At 67.0% G+C, this 17,874-nt stretch carries 18 protein-coding genes; 15 read left to right on the plus strand and 3 right to left on the minus strand.

The annotated features are described in order from the left end of the window. The first annotated feature begins 8 nt into the window (after positions 1 to 8). The 12 genes from hisC (at position 9) to cysM (ending at position 11,849) form a co-directional block, all read left to right on the plus strand. Entirely contained in the window at positions 9 to 1,130 is a 1,122-nt protein-coding gene (hisC, locus tag AC6CR5_RS27910) for a histidinol-phosphate transaminase (RefSeq protein ID WP_026382777.1), read from the plus strand. Further along, positions 1,127 to 2,029, plus strand: a complete 903-nt coding sequence (locus AC6CR5_RS27915; protein ID WP_026382778.1) for a prephenate dehydrogenase — start codon at positions 1,127 to 1,129, stop codon at positions 2,027 to 2,029. Before hisC ends, AC6CR5_RS27915 begins: the two co-directional genes overlap by 4 nt. Positions 2,030 to 2,035: 6 nt before the next feature. After that, positions 2,036 to 3,358 carry a 3-phosphoshikimate 1-carboxyvinyltransferase gene (gene aroA / locus AC6CR5_RS27920; protein WP_498085097.1) on the plus strand — a complete coding sequence of 441 codons (1,323 nt, stop codon included), beginning with the start codon at positions 2,036 to 2,038 and terminating at the stop codon, positions 3,356 to 3,358. 31 nt (positions 3,359 to 3,389) lie between these two features. Then, complete coding sequence (gene cmk / locus AC6CR5_RS27925; RefSeq protein WP_026382779.1) at positions 3,390 to 4,079, plus strand: (d)CMP kinase; 690 nt, start codon at positions 3,390 to 3,392, stop codon at positions 4,077 to 4,079. A 174-nt stretch (positions 4,080 to 4,253) separates the two neighbouring features. After that, positions 4,254 to 5,966 (plus strand): 30S ribosomal protein S1, encoded by a 1,713-nt coding sequence (rpsA, locus tag AC6CR5_RS27930; RefSeq protein WP_026382780.1) that lies wholly within the window; start codon positions 4,254 to 4,256, stop codon positions 5,964 to 5,966. Between the two features lie 3 nt (positions 5,967 to 5,969). Beyond that, positions 5,970 to 6,329: an integration host factor subunit beta gene (locus tag AC6CR5_RS27935; RefSeq protein ID WP_006388263.1), complete on the plus strand. Its 360-nt coding sequence runs from the start codon at positions 5,970 to 5,972 to the stop codon at positions 6,327 to 6,329. 191 nt (positions 6,330 to 6,520) lie between these two features. After that, positions 6,521 to 6,835, plus strand: a complete 315-nt coding sequence (locus tag AC6CR5_RS27940) for a lipopolysaccharide assembly protein LapA domain-containing protein (protein ID WP_498085098.1) — start codon at positions 6,521 to 6,523, stop codon at positions 6,833 to 6,835. Between the two features lie 60 nt (positions 6,836 to 6,895). Beyond that, entirely contained in the window at positions 6,896 to 8,113 is a 1,218-nt protein-coding gene (gene lapB, locus AC6CR5_RS27945; RefSeq protein WP_006388265.1) for a lipopolysaccharide assembly protein LapB, read from the plus strand. Beyond that, positions 8,110 to 9,051: a D-glycero-beta-D-manno-heptose-7-phosphate kinase gene (gene rfaE1, locus AC6CR5_RS27950; protein WP_006388266.1), complete on the plus strand. Its 942-nt coding sequence runs from the start codon at positions 8,110 to 8,112 to the stop codon at positions 9,049 to 9,051. The genes lapB and rfaE1 overlap by 4 nt, the downstream gene beginning before the upstream one ends. Then, entirely contained in the window at positions 9,048 to 10,037 is a 990-nt protein-coding gene (gene rfaD / locus AC6CR5_RS27955) for an ADP-glyceromanno-heptose 6-epimerase (RefSeq protein ID WP_006388267.1), read from the plus strand. Before rfaE1 ends, rfaD begins: the two co-directional genes overlap by 4 nt. Before the next feature lie 197 nt (positions 10,038 to 10,234). Then, the gene (locus AC6CR5_RS27960) at positions 10,235 to 10,777 is read left to right on the plus strand and encodes a ComEA family DNA-binding protein (protein ID WP_020924591.1); all 543 of its coding nucleotides are present in this window, start codon (positions 10,235 to 10,237) and stop codon (positions 10,775 to 10,777) included. Between the two features lie 160 nt (positions 10,778 to 10,937). Then, the gene (gene cysM / locus AC6CR5_RS27965) at positions 10,938 to 11,849 is read left to right on the plus strand and encodes a cysteine synthase CysM (RefSeq protein ID WP_026382781.1); all 912 of its coding nucleotides are present in this window, start codon (positions 10,938 to 10,940) and stop codon (positions 11,847 to 11,849) included. Positions 11,850 to 11,971: 122 nt separating this feature from the next. Here the strand turns inward: cysM and AC6CR5_RS27970 are convergent, their stop codons facing one another. Further along, a complete protein-coding gene (locus AC6CR5_RS27970) occupies positions 11,972 to 12,952 on the minus strand; it encodes a Bug family tripartite tricarboxylate transporter substrate binding protein (RefSeq protein ID WP_006388269.1) in 981 nt (326 codons plus the stop codon). Next, complete coding sequence (locus AC6CR5_RS27975) at positions 12,949 to 13,725, minus strand: IclR family transcriptional regulator (protein WP_024068178.1); 777 nt, start codon at positions 13,723 to 13,725, stop codon at positions 12,949 to 12,951. Before AC6CR5_RS27975 ends, AC6CR5_RS27970 begins: the two co-directional genes overlap by 4 nt. A gap of 68 nt (positions 13,726 to 13,793) precedes the next feature. On the opposite strand from AC6CR5_RS27975, the gene AC6CR5_RS27980 reads away from it, so the two are divergent. Beyond that, the gene (locus tag AC6CR5_RS27980) at positions 13,794 to 14,843 is read left to right on the plus strand and encodes a cyclase family protein (RefSeq protein WP_006388271.1); all 1,050 of its coding nucleotides are present in this window, start codon (positions 13,794 to 13,796) and stop codon (positions 14,841 to 14,843) included. A gap of 106 nt (positions 14,844 to 14,949) precedes the next feature. On the opposite strand, the gene mltB is transcribed toward AC6CR5_RS27980, so the two are convergent. Then, the gene (gene mltB, locus AC6CR5_RS27985; RefSeq protein WP_006388272.1) at positions 14,950 to 16,107 is read right to left on the minus strand and encodes a lytic murein transglycosylase B; all 1,158 of its coding nucleotides are present in this window, start codon (positions 16,105 to 16,107) and stop codon (positions 14,950 to 14,952) included. Positions 16,108 to 16,117: 10 nt separating this feature from the next. Between mltB and AC6CR5_RS27990 the strand changes: the two genes are divergently transcribed. Then, a complete protein-coding gene (locus AC6CR5_RS27990; RefSeq protein WP_080944922.1) occupies positions 16,118 to 17,041 on the plus strand; it encodes a histone deacetylase family protein in 924 nt (307 codons plus the stop codon). Between the two features lie 82 nt (positions 17,042 to 17,123). Beyond that, entirely contained in the window at positions 17,124 to 17,873 is a 750-nt protein-coding gene (locus AC6CR5_RS27995) for an electron transfer flavoprotein subunit beta/FixA family protein (RefSeq protein ID WP_020924586.1), read from the plus strand. Position 17,874 lies beyond the last annotated feature (1 nt).

Raw genomic sequence — 17,874 nt, forward strand, 5'->3', positions numbered from 1 at the left:
GCCCTTCCATGACCAACACCTCCAAGCCTCTCGCCGCTCCCGCGCACGTCAGCGCCATCGCTCCCTACCAGGCCGGCAAGCCCATCGAGGAACTGGCCCGCGAGTTCGGGCTGGATCCGGCCGGGATCGTCAAGCTGGCCTCCAACGAGAACCCGCTGGGCATGCCGCAGTCGGCGCGCGCCGCCATGCTGGCCGCCGCCGAGTCGCTGGCGCGCTATCCGGACCCCAACGGCTTCGACCTGAAGGCCGCGCTGGCCGCGCGCTACGACGTGCCGATGAACTGGATCACGCTGGGCAATGGCTCCAACGACATCCTGGAAATCGCCGCGCTGGCATTGCTGGAGCCGGGTACGTCGGCGGTCTACGCGCAGCATTCGTTCGCGGTCTATCGCCTGGCCACGCAGGCCCGGGGCGCGCGCCACATCGTGGTGCCGGCCAAGGACTACGGCCATGACCTGGACGCCATGTTCGACGCCATCGCCGACGACACGCGCCTCTTGTTCATCGCCAACCCCAACAACCCCACCGGCACCTTTGTGCCGGGCGATCAGGTGGCCGCGTTCCTGGAGCGCGTCCATGCCGCCCACGGCGACCGTGTCACGGTGGTGTTGGACGAGGCCTACAACGAATACCTGGAACCGCAATTCCGGTTCGACAGCACCGCGCTGGTGCGCCGCTATCCCAACCTGATCGTCTCGCGCACCTTCTCCAAGGCCTACGGCCTGGCGGGCCTGCGCGTGGGCTTCGCGGTGGCCCAACCGGCCCTGACCGACCTGCTCAACCGCGTGCGCCAGCCGTTCAACGTCAACACGCTGGCGCAGGCCGCCGCCGTGGCCGCGCTGGGCGATGCCGCCTACCTGGAACAGGCGTACACGTCCAACAAGGCCGGCAAGGCGCAACTGTGCGAAGCCTTCGACCGCCTCAAGCTGCGCTACGTGCCCAGCTACGGCAACTTCGTGCTGGTGCACGTGGGCGACGCGCCGCGCATCAACCTGGCGCTGCTCAAGCGCGGCGTGATCGTGCGTCCGGTGGCCGGCGACGGCCTGCCCGAGTGGCTGCGCGTGTCCATCGGCCTGCCGCAGGAAAACGCCCGCTTCATCGACGCGCTGACCGCCATCCTGTCCGAATGAACGGCGCTTCCTCCAAGCCGAATCAGGGGGCCGCTGGCCCCCTGATTCCTGTGCTGGCCGTCGTCGGCGTGGGTCTGATCGGCGGTTCCTTTGCCGCGGCGCTGCGCCGGGCGGGGCAGGTGGGACGGGTGCTGGGCGTGGGCCGCAATGCCGCGTCACTGGCGCGCGCGGTGGAACTGGGCCTGATCGACGAAGCCGTCAGCGCCGAAGACGCCGCTGCCCGCGCCGACCTGGTGTTCCTGGCCACGCCCGTGGGCGGCCTGCAGGACATGCTGGCGCGCATGCTGCCGCATCTGCGCGATGCCACGCTGCTGACCGATGGCGGCAGCACCAAGGCCGAGGTGGTCGATGCCGCCCGCCTGGCGCTGGGCGCGCGCATCGGCCAGTTCGTGCCGGGCCATCCCATCGCCGGCGCCGAGCGCAGCGGACCCGAGGCCGCCGATGCCGGCCTGTACCAGGGCCGTTGCGTCATCCTGACGCCGCTGGCCGAGAACGCTGCTGCCGCCATTGCCCTGGTGCGCGATGCGTGGCTGGCTTGTGGGGCGCAAGTGATCGACATGGACGCCGGCGCGCATGACCGGGTGCTGGCGTCGGTCAGCCACCTGCCGCACCTGCTGTCGTCTGTGTACATGGAGCAGGTCGCCACCGCCGAGGACGCCGCCACGCGGCTGGCGCTGGCGGGCAGCGGCTTTCGCGATTTCACCCGCATCGCGGCGGGATCGCCCGAGATGTGGCGCGATATCTTTCTATCCAACCGCGACGCCATGCTGGCGGAGCTGGCGGCCGTGCGCGCCGTGCTGGATCGGGCCGAGCGCGCGATCGACGGCGGCGATGGCGCGGCCTTGCTGGCGCTGCTGGACACGGCGGCGCAGGCGCGCCGCAACTGGCGCAAGGAGTAAACCCACATGGGCGCTTTGCCTTTCCTGGATCTGCCACGGGTGCGGCGCGCGCAGGGCGTCATGGCCTTGCCCGGTTCCAAGAGCATTTCCAACCGCGTGCTGCTGCTGGCGGCCATCGCCGACGGCGAGACCGCCATCACCGGACTGCTGGATTCCGATGACACCCGCGTCATGCTGGCCGCCTTGCGCCAGCTGGGCGTGGCGGTGTCCGAACTGGCCGAGGGCCGTGTCACCGTGCGCGGCGTGAGCCGCTTCCCGGTCGACAGCGCCGACCTCTTCATGGGCAACGCCGGCACCGCCATCCGGCCGCTGACGGCGGCGCTGGCGCTGATGGGCGGCGACTATCGCCTGTCCGGCGTGCCGCGCATGCACGAGCGTCCCATCGGCGACCTGGTCGATGCGCTCAAGGCGCTGGGCGCTCGGATCGACTATCTGGGGCAGCCCGGCTATCCGCCGCTGCACATCGGCCGCGGCGCAATCGCCACGCCGGCCGTGACGCAGGTGCAGGGTTCGGTTTCCAGCCAGTTCCTGACCGCCTTGCTGATGGCCGCGCCATTGCTGGCCGGCCAGAGTGGTCAGCCGGTGGTGATCGAGGTGCTGGGCGAGCTGATCTCCAAGCCTTACATCGAGATCACGCTGAACCTCATGGCGCGTTTCGGCGTCACCGTGCAACGCGATGGCTGGAGCCGTTTCACCATCGGCGGCGGCGCCCGCTATCGCAGCCCGGGCCAGATCGCGGTCGAGGGCGATGCCTCCACCGCCTCGTATTTCCTGGCGCTCGGCGCCATCGGCGGCGGACCGCTGCGGGTGACGGGCGTGGGCGCCGACAGCATCCAGGGCGATGTGAAATTCGCCGACACGCTGGCCGCCATGGGGGCCACGGTGGCATACGGCGACGGCTGGATCGAGGTGACCGGCGTGCGCGTGGCCGAGGGCGGGCGCCTGAAGGCCTTCGATACCGATTTCAACCTGATCCCCGACGCCGCCATGACGGCCGCCGCGCTGGCGCTGTACGCCGATGGCCCGTGCCGGCTGCGCAACATCGGCAGCTGGCGCGTCAAGGAAACCGACCGCATCCACGCCATGCAGACCGAGCTGGAAAAGCTGGGCGCGCAAGTGGAATCGGGGCCGGACTGGTTGCGGGTCACCCCGCCCGCTGACGGCGCCTGGCGCGACGCGCATATCGGCACCTGGGACGATCACCGCATGGCAATGTGCTTCTCGCTGGCCGCGTTCGGCCCGGCGGCGGTGCGGATTCTGGATCCGGGTTGCGTCAGCAAGACGTTCCCGGGTTACTTTGATGTCTATGCCGGCCTGGTGTCGGCATAGCGACCACGGGCCGCGCGGCCCATTTCCTTACATGACTTCGACTGAACCGACCGTGACTTCCGCCGCTCCCGTCATCACCATCGACGGCCCCACCGCCTCGGGCAAGGGCACCGTGGCCCACCGCGTCGCCAAGGCGCTGGGGTGGGCGGTGCTGGACAGCGGCGCGCTGTACCGGTTGACGGCCCTGGCGGCGATCAACCGCGGCGTCGATGCGGCCGACGAGCCCGCCGTGGCGCGCGTGGCCGAGACGCTGGATGTGCGTTTCGACGGCCCCCACGTCTACCTGGAGGGCGCCGACGTCGGCCATGAAATCCGTCGCGAGGAAGTGGGCAATTTCGCCTCGCGCGTGGCGGCGTTCCCCGGCGTGCGGCAGGCGCTGCTCGAACGCCAGCGCGCGTTTCGCCTGCTTCCCGGGCTGGTGGCGGATGGCCGCGACATGGGCACGGTGGTGTTTCCTGATGCGTCCCTGAAAGTCTTCCTGGTGGCCGATGTGGTCGCGCGGGCCGAGAGGCGGCGTAAGCAGTTGATCGAAAAGGGAATTTCTGCTAATCTAGACGACCTTTTGCGGGATATGCGCGAGCGGGATGCCCGCGACACGCAGCGCGCCACGGCGCCGCTTGCTCCCGCAGCGGATGCACACGTGCTGGATTCGTCGAATCTGACGATTGCGGAAACCGTGCAGGCAATACTGGATTTCTGGCAGGCCAACCCCACGCATTGAGGGGCGGGCACCTTCGCCAGTCGTTTTTTTATCGGCCCTGTCCTGGCCAGGCGACACCCCCACGGGACACCCCGCAAGGGCAAACCGGCAGGCAGGTATTTTGACTCCACTGTGGCGGGCAATCCGCTGCGGTGTGTTTTTAACGGCCATTTCGGCCCAATGGATTTCAACCCCATGTCTTCCGTTTCCACTACCGCCACCGGCGGCGAAAGCTTCGCCGACCTTTTCGCACAAAGCCTCAAGAGCCAGGACATGAAGTCCGGCGAGGTCATCAGCGCCGAAGTCGTGCGCGTCGACCATAACTTCGTCGTCGTCAACGCCGGCCTGAAGTCCGAAGCGCTGATCCCCCTGGAAGAGTTCCTGAACGACCAGGGCGAGCTCGAAGTGCAACCCGGCGATTTCGTCTCGGTGGCCATCGATTCCCTGGAAAACGGCTACGGCGACACCATCCTGTCGCGTGACCGCGCCAAGCGCCTGTCGGCCTGGCTGCAACTGGAAAAGGCCCTGGAAAACGGCGAGCTGGTCACCGGCACCATCACCGGCAAGGTCAAGGGCGGCCTGACCGTCATGACCAACGGCATCCGCGCGTTCCTGCCGGGTTCGCTGGTGGATCTGCGTCCGGTCAAGGACACCACCCCGTACGAAGGCAAGACCCTCGAATTCAAGGTCATCAAGCTCGACCGCAAGCGCAACAACGTCGTGCTGTCGCGTCGCCAGGTGCTGGAAGCCAGCATGGGCGAAGAGCGCCAGAAGCTGCTCGAAACCCTGCACGAAGGTGCGGTGGTCAAGGGCGTGGTCAAGAACATCACCGACTACGGCGCGTTCGTGGACCTGGGCGGCATCGACGGCCTGCTGCACATCACCGACATGGCCTGGCGCCGTGTGCGTCACCCGTCCGAAGTCCTGCAAGTGGGTCAGGAAGTCGAAGCCAAGGTCCTCAAGTTCGACCAGGAAAAGAGCCGCGTCTCGCTGGGCGTCAAGCAGCTGGGCGAAGATCCGTGGGTGGGCCTGGCTCGCCGCTACCCGCAAGGCACCCGCCTGTTCGGCAAGGTCACCAACCTGACCGACTACGGCGCGTTCGTTGAAGTCGAAGCCGGCATCGAAGGCCTGGTGCACGTCTCCGAAATGGACTGGACCAACAAGAACGTCGATCCGCGCAAGGTCGTGACCCTGGGCGAAGAAGTCGAAGTCATGGTCCTGGAAATCGACGAAGACCGTCGTCGCATCTCGCTGGGCATGAAGCAGTGCCGCCAGAACCCGTGGGAAGAGTTCGCCACCAACTTCAAGCGTGGTGACAAGGTCCGCGGCGCCATCAAGTCGATCACCGACTTCGGCGTGTTCGTCGGCCTGCCCGGCGGCATCGATGGCCTGGTTCACCTGTCCGACCTGTCGTGGACGGAAACCGGCGAAGAAGCCGTGCGCAACTTCAAGAAGGGCGACGAGATCGAAGCCGTGGTCCTGGGCATCGATACCGACAAGGAACGCATCTCGCTGGGCATCAAGCAGCTGGAAGGCGACCCCTTCAACAACTTCGTTGCCACGTTCGACAAGGGCGCCGTGGTTCCGGGCACCATCAAGTCGGTCGAAGCCAAGGGCGCCGTCGTGACGCTGTCCGTGGACGTCGAAGGCTACCTGCGCGCTTCCGAGATCTCCTCGGGCCGCGTCGAAGATGCCACCACCGTGCTGACCGCCGGCGAGAACATCGAAGCCATGATCGTCAACATCGACCGCAAGACGCGTTCGATCCAGCTGTCGATCAAGGCCCGCGACAACGCCGAAACCGCCGAAACGATCCAGCGTATGTCCGACGCCAGCGCTTCGTCCGGCACCACCAACCTCGGCGCGCTGCTGAAGGCCAAGCTGGACCAACAGCGCAACGACGGTTAATTCGTGACCAAGTCGGAGCTGATCGCCGCCTTGGCGGCCCGCTATCCTCAGCTGGCCGCCCGCGACACCGATTACGCGGTCAAGACCGTGCTCGATGCGATGACCCAGGCCCTGGCCTCGGGCCAGCGCATCGAGATCCGCGGTTTTGGCAGCTTCTCGCTGTCGCAGCGGTCTCCCCGCATCGGCCGCAATCCGAAGTCCGGCGAACAAGTGCTGGTGCCTGGCAAACAGGTGCCGCACTTCAAGGCGGGCAAGGAATTGCGCGAGCGGGTGGACTTGGTCGGCGGCAACGACGAGGACGCTCAATCCTCTGGATCGAGCGAACCGATGCCGTCCATGGCAGGCTTGCACGCCATGCATTGACAGCACCGGCCAGTAAGCTGCCTTCGGGCAGATCGGACCGCGAGCAACGCCCCTTGAGAAATCAAGGGGCTTTGTTTTTGGGCGTCCTTCCGGACACGCCGCCGCCCTTCGAGGAAACCCCGTTGAAGGCCGTACACGAGGTGTGGAGGTCGCTTACAATTGACCCTCTCGAATTCTTAGGAGCATGCGTCATGCGCTACCTTGTCTGGGCCCTGCGATTGCTCGTGTTCGTGGCGGTATTGATGTTCGCGTTGAAGAACACCGATCCCGTCGCCGTGAAGTTCTATGCCGATTACGTGGTGCAGGATGTGCCGCTGATCGTCGTCATGCTGGTGGTGTTCGTGGTCGGCGCGCTGTTCGGCCTGCTGCTGACCGTGCCCGCCGCCATGCGCCGCCGCCGCGAGGCCATCCGCCTGCGCCGCGAACTCGACCGCGTGCAGGCCGCCGTCAACGGCGCCACGCCGGCCGTGCCGCCCGAAGCGGTCGCTCCCATGTCGCCCCTGTGACGGCGCCGCGTCGTTCGCACTCCGTCATTTCCGCATTGAATCTAAGCAAGAGCCCGCACAGTGGATTTTGAACCTTGGTGGTTGATATTCGTGCCGGTGTTGTTCGCGCTCGGCTGGCTGGCCGCGCGCTTCGACATCCGGCAGATGCTGCGGGAAACCCGCAGCCTGCCCGATTCCTATTTCCGGGGCCTGAACTTTCTGCTCAATGAGCAGCCCGATCGCGCCATCGATGCTTTCGTCGAAGTGGCCAAGCTCGATCCCGAGACCACCGAACTGCACTTCGCGCTGGGCAGCCTGTTCCGTCGCCGCGGCGAAATGGAACGCGCCATCCGGGTGCACCAGAGCCTGCTGAACCGTTCCGACCTGCCGGCCGCCGAGCGCGAACACGCGCAGCACGAACTGGCGCAGGACTTCCTCAAGGCCGGCATGCTCGATCGCGCCGAAAGCGGCTTCGAGCAGCTCAAGGACACCCGCTACGCCTTGCCCGCGCTGCGTTCGCTGATCCGCATCTACGAATCCGAGCACGACTGGCCGCGCGCCATCGAGGCCGTCAAGACGCTGCATGGCCTGGTCGACGAGCCGGTGCCGCAGATCGTCCATTACTACTGCGAGCAGGCCGCGACGGCGCTGGCGGCCAAGCCGCCCAACATCGACGCCGCGCATGCCGCCCTGGATGCCGCCGACCACGCCTTGTCGACCGCCGATGCCGGCATGTCGAGCAAGGGCGCCATGGTGCGCACCGCGATGCTGCGCGCCCGCCTGGCCCTGATCGAGCAGGATCCCAAGCGCGAGCGCCTGTATCTGGAGTCGGTCATGACCGACGCCCCCGAATACGTCGGCCTGGTGGCCGAACAGTTGCTGGCCAACTATCGGGCCGCCGGACAGGTCGAGGCCGGCCTGGAACTGCTGCAGCGCCAGTACACGCGCCATGCGTCGCTCGACCTGTTCAACGTCGTGTTCCGCGAATTGCGCGTGCAGCAGGGGTCGGCGACGGCCTGGGCTTTCGCCCGCGGCGCCTTGCGCAACCATCCTTCGCTGCTCGGGCTGGACCGCTTGCTGGAAGCCGAGCTCGCCAATCCCGAAGGCGCCAGCGAACAGGGCCCCGTTCCCGGGGCGGACCTGACGCTGCTGCGCAGCCTGATCCACAAACATACGCAACGACTGGACCGCTATGCGTGCCGGAGCTGCGGTTTTCAAGCGCGCCGTTTCTATTGGCAGTGCCCTGGCTGCAATGCCTGGGAAACCTACGCGCCGCGCCGTCTGGAAGAACTTGAATGAGCCAATTTCCCGTCGAATCCATTTCGCATAGCCGGGTGCTCGTGGTGGGCGACGTCATGCTGGACCGCTACTGGTTCGGCGAGGTGGAGCGTATTTCGCCTGAAGCGCCGGTACCGGTGGTGCGCGTGGCGCGCCGCGAGGATCGCCTTGGCGGCGCGGCCAACGTGGCGCGCAACGTCGCGGCATTGGGCGGCCACGTCACCCTGGTCGGCGTGCTGGGCGAAGACGAGGCGGGTGACAGCGTGCGGCGCCTGGCCGCGGAGGCCGGCGTCCAGGCCGACCTGATCACCGACCGCAGTCTGCATACCACGCTCAAGATGCGGGTGTTGGGTCGCCAGCAGCAACTGCTGCGAGTCGACTTCGAGCAGCATCCGCAGCAGGAGGCGCTCGACAGCATCGACGCCGCATTGGCGCGCCACCTCGCCAATCACGATATCGTGGTGCTGTCCGACTATGCCAAGGGGGTGCTGGCACGGGTCGAATCGCTGATCGGCCTGGCCCGCAGCGCGGGGATCCCCGTGCTGGTCGATCCCAAGGGGGACGATTACTCCCGTTACCGTGGTGCCACGCTGGTCACGCCCAACCGCTCGGAAATGCAGCAGGCCGTGGGCCGCTGGAATAGCGAATCCGAACTGACCGACCGCGCGCAGCGCCTGCGCGCCGACCTGGATCTGGAAGCCCTGCTCGTGACGCGTTCGGAGCAGGGCATGACTTTGTTTACCGACACGGGCCGCGAGCACATCGACGCGCAGGCTCACGAGGTGTTCGACGTGTCCGGCGCGGGCGATACCGTGCTGGCGACGCTGGCCGTCTCGCGCGCCATCGGCCTGCCGTGGAAAGATGCCATGGGCTGGGCCAACCGGGCTGGCGGCATCGCCGTGGGCAAGCTCGGCACGTCCGTCGTCACCGCCGCCGAACTGGCAGGAGAACTCTCATGATCGTCGTTACCGGAGCCGCGGGCTTCATTGGCAGCAACCTGGTGCGTGGCCTGAATCGCCGCGGCATCGTGGACATCATCGCGGTGGATGACCTGACCGAAGGCGACAAGTTCGTCAATCTGGTCGATTGCAAGATCGCCGACTACCTCGACAAGGACGACTTCCGCCGCCGCGTCGCCGATGGCAGCCTGCCGGAAATCCGCGCGGTGCTGCACCAGGGCGCCTGCTCGGACACCACCGAGCGCAACGGCCGCTACATGCTCGACAACAACTACCGCGTCACGCTGGAACTGTTCGAGTTCTGCCAGGCGCGCCGCATCCCGTTCCTGTATGCCTCGTCGGCCGCGGTCTATGGCGGCTCGTCGGTCTACGTGGAAGACCCCGCCAACGAGGGCCCGCTCAACGTCTACGGCTATTCCAAGCTGCTGTTCGACCAGGTATTGCGCCAGCGCATGGACAGCCTGACCGCGCAGGTCGTGGGCCTGCGCTACTTCAACGTCTACGGCCCGCACGAACAGCACAAGGGCCGCATGGCCTCGGTGGCCTTCCACAACATGAACCAGTTCCTGGAACACGGCCATGTGCGTCTGTTCGCCGGTTGGGACGGCTATGTGGACGGCGGCCAGAGCCGCGACTTCATTTCGGTGGAGGACGTGGTGGCGGTGAACCTGCACTTCCTCGACCATCCGGAACAGTCGGGCATCTTCAACTGCGGCACCGGCCGCGCCCAGCCGTTCAACGACGTCGCGGCGGCCGTGGTCAACACGCTGCGCGCCGAGCGCGGCGAAGCGCAACTGACGCTGGCGCAACTGGTGGAACTGGACCTGATCCGCTACATCCCGTTCCCCGACGACCTGAAAGGCCGCTACCAAAGCTACACCCAGGCCGACGTGAGCCGCTTGCGCGCCGCCGGTTTCAGCGCGCCCATGCGCGACGTGCAGACCGGCGTGTCCGAGTACGTGCGCTACTGGCGCGCCCGCAAGTAGGCGGCACATGGCGGCCCGCAAGCGCCGCCTGCTCGAGCGTGACAAAGCCGCCGTGCCACAGGCGGCTTTTTTCTTGTCTACGTGATTGCCGGGGTGGATGAAACCGATCACTGCTTGCCCGCCTGTGTGCCTGGACGGGCCATGATCAGGACGTGGCGCAACAGCCGTTGCCCCGCGCTTTTTCCGGAGACCTGTTCATGAATCCCTTCCTGCATTCCACTGTCGCCCGCCGCCTGCCGGCCTTGCCGTGGCACCGCCCGCGTATCGCCACCACCGCGCGTGCGCGGACCGGCTTGCGCCAGGCGCTGGGCGTCGCCCTGCTGGCGGCCGGCGTGGCGCACGCGCCGGCGCAGGCGCTCGACCTGAATGACGCCACCGCGCAGCAACTCGCGGGCATCCGCGGTATCGGTCCGCGTACCGCGCAGACCATCGTCAGCGAGCGCGAGCGCGCCGGCCGGTTCGAATCGCTGGAAGACCTGGCCGAGCGGGTGCGCGGCATCAGCCAGAAAAAGGCCGAGGCCCTCGGGGCAGCCGGCCTGACGGTGGGCGCGTCCGGCGCCGCGTCGACGGCAGCAGGCGCCCCCGCCAAGGCGGAGTCCGCCGCCAAGCCCCTCGCACCACGGGAGCGTGGGGCCGGCACGGCCAGGCCCGGCGGCGCTGGCGTAGCCGCCGCCAAGGCGGCCGCAGCCAAGCCGACGGCGGCAGGCCGACCTGCTGCGGTATCCCCGCCGCGCCCCTGATCCGCAAAGGCCGGCGCTTCGCCATCCACCGGATAGGCGCGAGGAGGCCTTCCCGCGTTGGCCGGCCTTGGGGCAGGGGGATCCGCCCCGTGGCGTGAACCCCTGGCACGAGCGCGGCTTTTGGCGGCGCCCGGCGCCGGGCGGGGTTATGATCGGCAGCATGACTACTACCTATCCCACTATCGAGCAGACCGTCGGCAATACGCCGCTGGTGCGCCTGCAGCGCATTCCCGGAGCCGCTGGTGCGGCCCGAGGCAACGTCATCCTGGCCAAGCTGGAAGGCAATAACCCCGCCGGTTCGGTCAAGGATCGGCCGGCGCTGTCCATGATCAGGCATGCCGAGGAGCGCGGCGACATCAAGCCGGGCGACACGCTGATCGAGGCGACCAGCGGCAACACCGGCATCGCGCTGGCCATGGCGGCCGCCATGCGTGGCTACCGCATGATCCTGATCATGCCCGACAACCTGTCGGTGGAACGGCGCGCGGCCATGACGGCCTATGGCGCCGAACTGATCCTGACGCCGGCCGACAAGGGCGGCATGGAATACGCCCGCGATCTGGCCACCGAAATGCAGGCGGACGGCCGCGGCGTGGTGCTGGACCAGTTTGCCAACCCCGACAATCCGCGTGCCCATATCGAGACCACCGGTCCGGAAATCTGGACGCAGACCGAAGGCCGCGTCACGCACTTTGTCAGCGCCATGGGCACGACCGGCACCATCATGGGCGTGTCCACCTACCTGAAGTCGCGCAACCCGGCGGTGCAGGTGGTGGGCGCGCAGCCGGCCGAGGGTTCGTCGATTCCCGGCATCCGCAAGTGGCCCGAGGCCTACCTGCCCAAGATCTTCGACCGCAGCCGAGTGGACGCCTACGAATCGATCGAGCAGGCCGAGGCCGAGGTCATGGCGCGCCGCCTGGCGGCCGAAGAGGGCATCTTCGGCGGCATTTCGTCGGCCGGCGCGCTGGTCGCGGCTTTGCGCGTGGCCGAGCGCGTCAATGACGCGACCATCGTGTTCATCGTCTGCGATCGCGGCGATCGCTACCTGTCCACGGGCGTCTTCAACGCTTGAGGCCGCGCGCCGGCGCCGTTGCCGGCGCCCAGGAAAAACGCCCCACGACCCGGAAACCGTCCGGGGCGTGGGGCGTTTGCGTTGCGAGGCCCGGCCATGCGGCGCGGGCTGTCGCCAGGGCCTTATTCGGGCTGAATGTTGGCGTCCTTCATGACCTTGATCCAGCGCGCGCTTTCGGCCAGGTTGAAGGCTTCGGCTTCCTGGTAGGTCATGGTGCTGGGCAGGGTGCCCTGCGACTTCAGCGCCTCGACCACCTTGGGCGATTGCGAGGCCTCGATCATGACCTTGTTGAGCTTGGCGACGATGGGCTCGGGCGTATCCTTGGGCACCCACATGCCGTACCAGGTGACGATGTCGAAACCGGGCAGGCCATTTTCGGCGATGGTCGGCACGTCGGGCAGTTCGGCCAGGCGGGCCTTGGTGGTGACGGCGATCGGGCGCACCTTGCCGCTCTGGATCAGGGGCAGGGCGGGGGCCAGCGGCGCGTACATCAGGTCAACGTGGCCGCCGGCGACGTCGGTCAGGGCGGGGCTGCTGCCACGATAGCCGACGTGCGAGATGGACGCCTTGGTGGTGGTGTTGATCAGCTCGCCGGCCAGGTGCGGCAGGGTGGCCACGCCGGGCGAGGCGAAGCTCAACGAGCCCGGTTGGGCCTTGGCCTGCGCGATCAGCTCGCCGAAGGTCTTGAACTTCGAATCAGGCGGCACCACCGCTACCATCGGCACCGTGCCCAGCACGCCGACCATGCGGAAATCCTTGATCGGGTCGAACGTCAGGCTCTTGAACTGGGCGGGGTAGATGCCCTGCACCGACGGATTCATCAGCACGGTGTAGCCGTCGGCCGGCGCGCGCGCCACCTGGGCGGCGCCGATGGTGCCGCTGGCGCCGGGCCGGCTTTCGATCACCAGCGGCTGGCCCAGGATCTCGCCCATGCGCACCGCGATCACGCGGCCCACCACGTCGGTCGGGCCACCGGCGGCCCACGGCATGATCACGCGGATCGGCTTGTCGGGATAGGCATCCTGGGCCTGCGCGCCAGCCAGGGGCAGGGCGCCGATGGCGATTGCCGAGCATGCCGCGGCGAGCAAAGTGCGCTTGTTCATCTGCTGTCTTCTCCTACAAAGGTAAGGTTGGCCGAGGGCAGGGCCGCGTACAGCAGCGCCTTGACCTCTTTGAGTTGCTGCCCAGTGGTGGCTTCGTTCTTCTGCATGCGCCCCAGGGGGCCGGCCACCACGATGGCAAAGGGTTGTTCATAGGCCTTGAAGCCCAGCGAGATGGACATCACGTCCTCGACGTTTTCGCCGAGCGAGCGTTGCCAGCCGCGCTGGATGCCGGCCTGCAGGTCGCGCTCGAAGGCGGCCTGGCTGGTGAGGGTGGTCTCGGTGTACGAGGCGAACCCGGGATAGGTCTTGAACCACTTCTGGCGCTCGTCCTCGGACAGCACCGATAGCAGGGCCTTGCCCGAGCTGGTGGCGTGCACCGCCTTGAATCCGCCCGCCTGGTGGGAGAAGCGGATGGTCTGCTTGGATTCGGCGACGATCAGATAGACCACCTTGTCGTCCGCCAGCTTGGCCAGCAGGGCGGTTTCGCCGGTCAGGTCGCGCACCCGTGCCAGCACCGGCTCGATCACCGCGTTCAGCGGGTCGCTGCGGCAGATCAGGGTGGCGACGTGGATCAGCTTCTGCGTCGGGTAATAGCCGTGCTTCTTGCCGATCTCGTAGAGATAGCCGCGCGCCACCATGGTCTTGAGCAGACCATGGCAACTGGACAGCGGAATCTCCATCTGCGCGGCGATCTCGCTGTACAGCAATGGCTTCTGCGCCTCGGCGAAGAGGTTCAGAACATCCAAGACTCGTGCGGCTGTTTTCACATCCATGATGTTATTATCCTATATGTGATAAATTTGTGTCAAATTCTTAATTCATGGCCAAGGAGCCGCGCCACATGAGATGGAAGAACCGTCCCGAGGGATCGAACTGGGGGGACTTCGGCCCTGATGACCAACGGGGCTGCCTGAATTACATCACTCCCGCGAACGTGATGAAGGGAATCCAGGAGGTTCGCGAAGGTTTGAGCTTCTGCCTGTCGCTGCCGCTGGACTATCCCGGCGGCAATGGCGTCAACGTGCGCCGCCATCCGCCCAAGCTGCGCCCCACCGAGCGCGACGGCGACCAGTACCTGAACTTCCCCTTGGGCCGCCTGCGCCCGGGATGCGTCGACGTGCTGAGCGACGACATTGTCGAGATGAGCCTGCAGTATTCGACCCAGTGGGATTCGCTGGCGCACGTGGGCGCGTTGTTCGACGCCAATGGCGATGGCCTGCCCGAGCGCGTCTACTACAACGGCTACCGTCCCAACGAACACGTGGTCGGCCCGGTGGACTACGACGTCGACAACGGCTTCGCCAAGACCGACCTGGGCCAGGGCGGCGCCTCCCATGCCAAGAAACTGGACATCACCCAGCTGGCCGAGTCCTGTCTGCAGAGCCGCGGCGTGATGGTCGACCTGGCGCGCCACTATGGACGCGAGCAGAAGTCGGTGGGCTACGACGATCTGATGCGCATCATCGAGGCCGATGGCATCGAAATCGAGCAGGGCGATATCGTGCTGTTCCACACGGAATTCGGCGATGCGCTGCTGGAGAAGCAGCGCCAGCCGGATCACCACACCCTGCATGAGATCTGCGCCGGGCTGGATGGCAGCGACGAGAAGCTGCTGCAGTGGATCACCGATTCCAAGGTGGCCGCCATGGCGTCGGACAACCACGCGCTGGAAATCTACCCGACGCAGAAGCCGAACGCGTGCTGCGCGGCATTGCCGCTGCACCACCACTGCATTTTCAAGCTCGGCCTGCCGATCGGCGAGATGTGGTATCTGGGCGCGCTGGCCCGCTGGCTGACCGCCAACGGCCGCAGCCGCTTCCTCCTGACCGCGCCGCCGCTGAATCTGCCGGGCGCGGTGGGTTCGCCCGCCACGCCGGTGGCCACGGTCTGAGCCAGGGGATGACCTGGACCGGGCCAACCCGGAATGGGCAGGGCCGGGACATGCCATTCCCGCCGCCCGGGGCCTGCCGGGCGTGGGCGCGGCGGGCGCCGCGCCTTCAGCGGCCGACGCGCGCCTCGATTTCGCTGGCCAGGTCGGCCACCGCGGTGGCGTAGAAGTAGCTGCGGTTGTATTTCGTCAGCGCGAAGAAGTTGGGCGTGCCGACGCGGTACTGGGCGGTGCCGCGGGCTTCCTCCACCAGGTCGACGACGCCCATGGGCTGGCTGCTCCAGCCATTGGCCGAGGCGCCCGGCTGCAGGCGCGCGCCGGCCGCGGTCAGCGTGCCCCAGGTCTGCTTGGGTTCCAGTCCGCCATCCACCAGGGCGGTGGGATCGGCCGGCAGAGTCACCGGCGCGAACACCGGCAGGCCGCGTTGCCAGCCGTGCTGCGAGAGGAAACTGCCCACCGACATGATGGCGTCGCGGGTGTTGTTGGTCAGGTCGATGTGGCCGCTGTCGTCCCCATCCACCGCGTAGTGCTTGATGCTGGTGGGCATGAATTGCGGCATGCCGATGGCGCCGGCATACGAGCCGCGGGTTTCCATGTCCAGCTTGCCTTTCATCGCCAGCGTCAGGAAGTCGGCCAATTGGCCGCGGAACATGGTGGCGCGCTCGGGCTTGGCGGGATCCGGATAGTCGAAGGCCAGCGTGGTGAGCGCGTCCAGCACGCGGAAGTTGCCCATGTTGCGGCCATACAGTGTTTCAACGCCGATGATCGACGCAATGATCGGGGCCGGCACGCCGAAGCGTTGCGCCGCCTGGTTGAGCTGGTCGCGATGTTCGTTGTAGAACTCCACGCCCCAGCCGATGCGCTTGGGCTCGACGAAGCGCGAGCGGTAGGTCAGCCAGCTGCGCCAGATTTTCTTGCCGGGCGGCGAGGGCGCGATCAGCCGCGCCACGGTGGCGTTGTAGCGCGCGCTTTCGAGCGCCGCGACCATGGGCTTGAGCGGCAGGTCGCGTTCGGCGGCCAGGCCTTCGACGAAAGCGCGCACCTCCGGCCGCAGGGCGCCGCTGGGCGTCAGGGCGGCCGGGCCGTCATCGGCGGGTTCGGAGCCGAGTGTCGGCGTACTGGGTCCGATGCGGATGGGGGTGGTGCCGGTGGTGGCCGCCGGCGGCTGGCCGGCGGCTGGATTGGGGGCGGTGGGAGCGGTGGTGGAGCACCCGGCCAGCAGGGCCGAAAGCGTGCCGAGTTGCAGTAATCGCCGACAGATGAACATAATCTTCCTTATGGAGACCATGTATCTTACCCACCCGGCATGCCGCTTGCATGAAATGGGCAGTTGGCATCCGGAGAGCCCGCAGAGGCTGGACGCCATTTCCGACCAATTGCTTGCCAGCGGCTTGATGCCCTATCTGGATGACCGGCAGGCGCCGCAGGCGTCCCGCCATGACGTGCTGCGGGTGCACACTGTCCAGTACCTGGACAGTCTGCGCGAGCATACGCCGGAACACGGGTATTACCCGATAGATCCGGACACCCTGATGAACCCCCATACCTACGAAGCCGCGCTGTACGCGGCGGGCGCGGGCGTGGCGGCCGTTGACGCGGTGATGGGGGGCGAGGCCCGCACGGCTTTTTGTGCGGTGCGTCCGCCCGGGCACCATGCCTGCCGTTCGCAGGCCATGGGCTTCTGCTTTCTGAACAACGTGGCCATCGCGGCCCGCCACGCCATGGAGTTCCACGGCCTGTCGCGGGTGGCCATCGTCGACTTCGACGTGCACCACGGCAACGGCACCGAGGACGTCTTCGCCGGCGACGAGCGGGTGCTGATGTGCAGCATTTTCCAGCACCCGTTCTTTCCCAACAGCGGCACCGAGCAGCCGGCGGCCAACATGGTCAATGTGCCGGTGGCGGCCTATACGGCGGGCGCCGCCGTGCGCACCATCGTCACCGACACCTGGCTGCCGCGACTCGAGGCGCACCGCCCCGAACTCATTCTGATTTCGGCGGGTTTCGATGCCCATCGCGAGGACGACATGGGTCAAATGGGGCTGGTGGAGGCCGATTATGCATGGATCACAGAGCAGCTCGTGGCCGTGGCCGAACGCCACTGCCAGGGCCGGATCGTCAGCACGCTCGAAGGCGGTTACAACCTGTCCGCCCTGGGCCGCAGCGTCGTGGCCCATATACGGGCGCTGGCGAAGCTGTAGAATCAGGAAAAAATTGTGCAATGCGATCCCGGCGGATCGTTAACTCCCCCCCGGGTAATTATTTCCATTTGGAGGCAGCGGGATGAAGGTGTTGGTACCTGTCAAGCGCGTCGTTGACTACAACGTCAAGGTGCGCGTCAAGTCTGATCAGACCGGCGTGGATATCGCCAATGTGAAGATGTCGATGAACCCCTTTGACGAGATCGCCGTCGAGGAAGCCACCCGCCTGAAGGAAAAGGGCACCGTGGCCGAAGTCGTGGCGGTTTCTTGCGGCGTTGCGCAATGCCAGGAAACCCTGCGCACCGCCATGGCCATCGGCGCCGACCGCGGCGTGCTGGTCCAGACCGACGCCGAACTGCAACCGCTGGCCGTGGCCAAGCTGCTCCGCGCGCTGGTCGACAAGGAACAGCCGCAGCTGGTGATCCTGGGCAAGCAGGCCATCGACGACGACGCCAACCAGACCGGCCAGATGCTGGCCGCGCTGCTGGACTGGCCGCAAGCCACGTTCGCCAGCAAGGTCGAGCTGGCCGATGGCAAGGCCACCGTCACGCGTGAAGTGGACGGCGGCCTGGAAACGCTGACGCTCAAGCTGCCGGCCATCATCACCACCGACCTGCGCCTGAACGAGCCGCGCTACGTCACGCTGCCGAACATCATGAAGGCCAAGAAGAAGCAGCTGGACACCGTCACCCCCGAAGAACTGGGTGTCGATCCGGCGCCGCGCCTGAAGACGCTCAAGGTCAGCGAGCCGCCCGCCCGCAAGGCCGGCATCAAGGTGGCCGATGTCGCGGCCCTGGTGGACAAACTCAAGAACGAAGCGAAGGTGGTTTGAG

The sequence above is a fragment of the Achromobacter sp. EG18 genome (genome assembly GCF_059759395.1).

Coding starts and splice junctions, on each gene's coding strand:
- hisC (WP_026382777.1), top strand. CDS start 9: ATGACCAACACCTCCAAGCCTCTCGCCGCTCCCGCGCACGTCAGCGCC.
- AC6CR5_RS27915 (WP_026382778.1), top strand. CDS start 1,127: ATGAACGGCGCTTCCTCCAAGCCGAATCAGGGGGCCGCTGGCCCCCTG.
- aroA (WP_498085097.1), top strand. CDS start 2,036: ATGGGCGCTTTGCCTTTCCTGGATCTGCCACGGGTGCGGCGCGCGCAG.
- cmk (WP_026382779.1), top strand. CDS start 3,390: ATGACTTCGACTGAACCGACCGTGACTTCCGCCGCTCCCGTCATCACC.
- rpsA (WP_026382780.1), top strand. CDS start 4,254: ATGTCTTCCGTTTCCACTACCGCCACCGGCGGCGAAAGCTTCGCCGAC.
- AC6CR5_RS27940 (WP_498085098.1), top strand. CDS start 6,521: ATGCGCTACCTTGTCTGGGCCCTGCGATTGCTCGTGTTCGTGGCGGTA.
- rfaE1 (WP_006388266.1), top strand. CDS start 8,110: ATGAGCCAATTTCCCGTCGAATCCATTTCGCATAGCCGGGTGCTCGTG.
- rfaD (WP_006388267.1), top strand. CDS start 9,048: ATGATCGTCGTTACCGGAGCCGCGGGCTTCATTGGCAGCAACCTGGTG.
- AC6CR5_RS27960 (WP_020924591.1), top strand. CDS start 10,235: ATGAATCCCTTCCTGCATTCCACTGTCGCCCGCCGCCTGCCGGCCTTG.
- cysM (WP_026382781.1), top strand. CDS start 10,938: ATGACTACTACCTATCCCACTATCGAGCAGACCGTCGGCAATACGCCG.
- AC6CR5_RS27970 (WP_006388269.1), bottom strand. CDS start 12,952: ATGAACAAGCGCACTTTGCTCGCCGCGGCATGCTCGGCAATCGCCATC.
- AC6CR5_RS27975 (WP_024068178.1), bottom strand. CDS start 13,725: ATGGATGTGAAAACAGCCGCACGAGTCTTGGATGTTCTGAACCTCTTC.
- AC6CR5_RS27980 (WP_006388271.1), top strand. CDS start 13,794: ATGAGATGGAAGAACCGTCCCGAGGGATCGAACTGGGGGGACTTCGGC.
- mltB (WP_006388272.1), bottom strand. CDS start 16,107: ATGTTCATCTGTCGGCGATTACTGCAACTCGGCACGCTTTCGGCCCTG.
- AC6CR5_RS27990 (WP_080944922.1), top strand. CDS start 16,118: ATGGAGACCATGTATCTTACCCACCCGGCATGCCGCTTGCATGAAATG.
- AC6CR5_RS27995 (WP_020924586.1), top strand. CDS start 17,124: ATGAAGGTGTTGGTACCTGTCAAGCGCGTCGTTGACTACAACGTCAAG.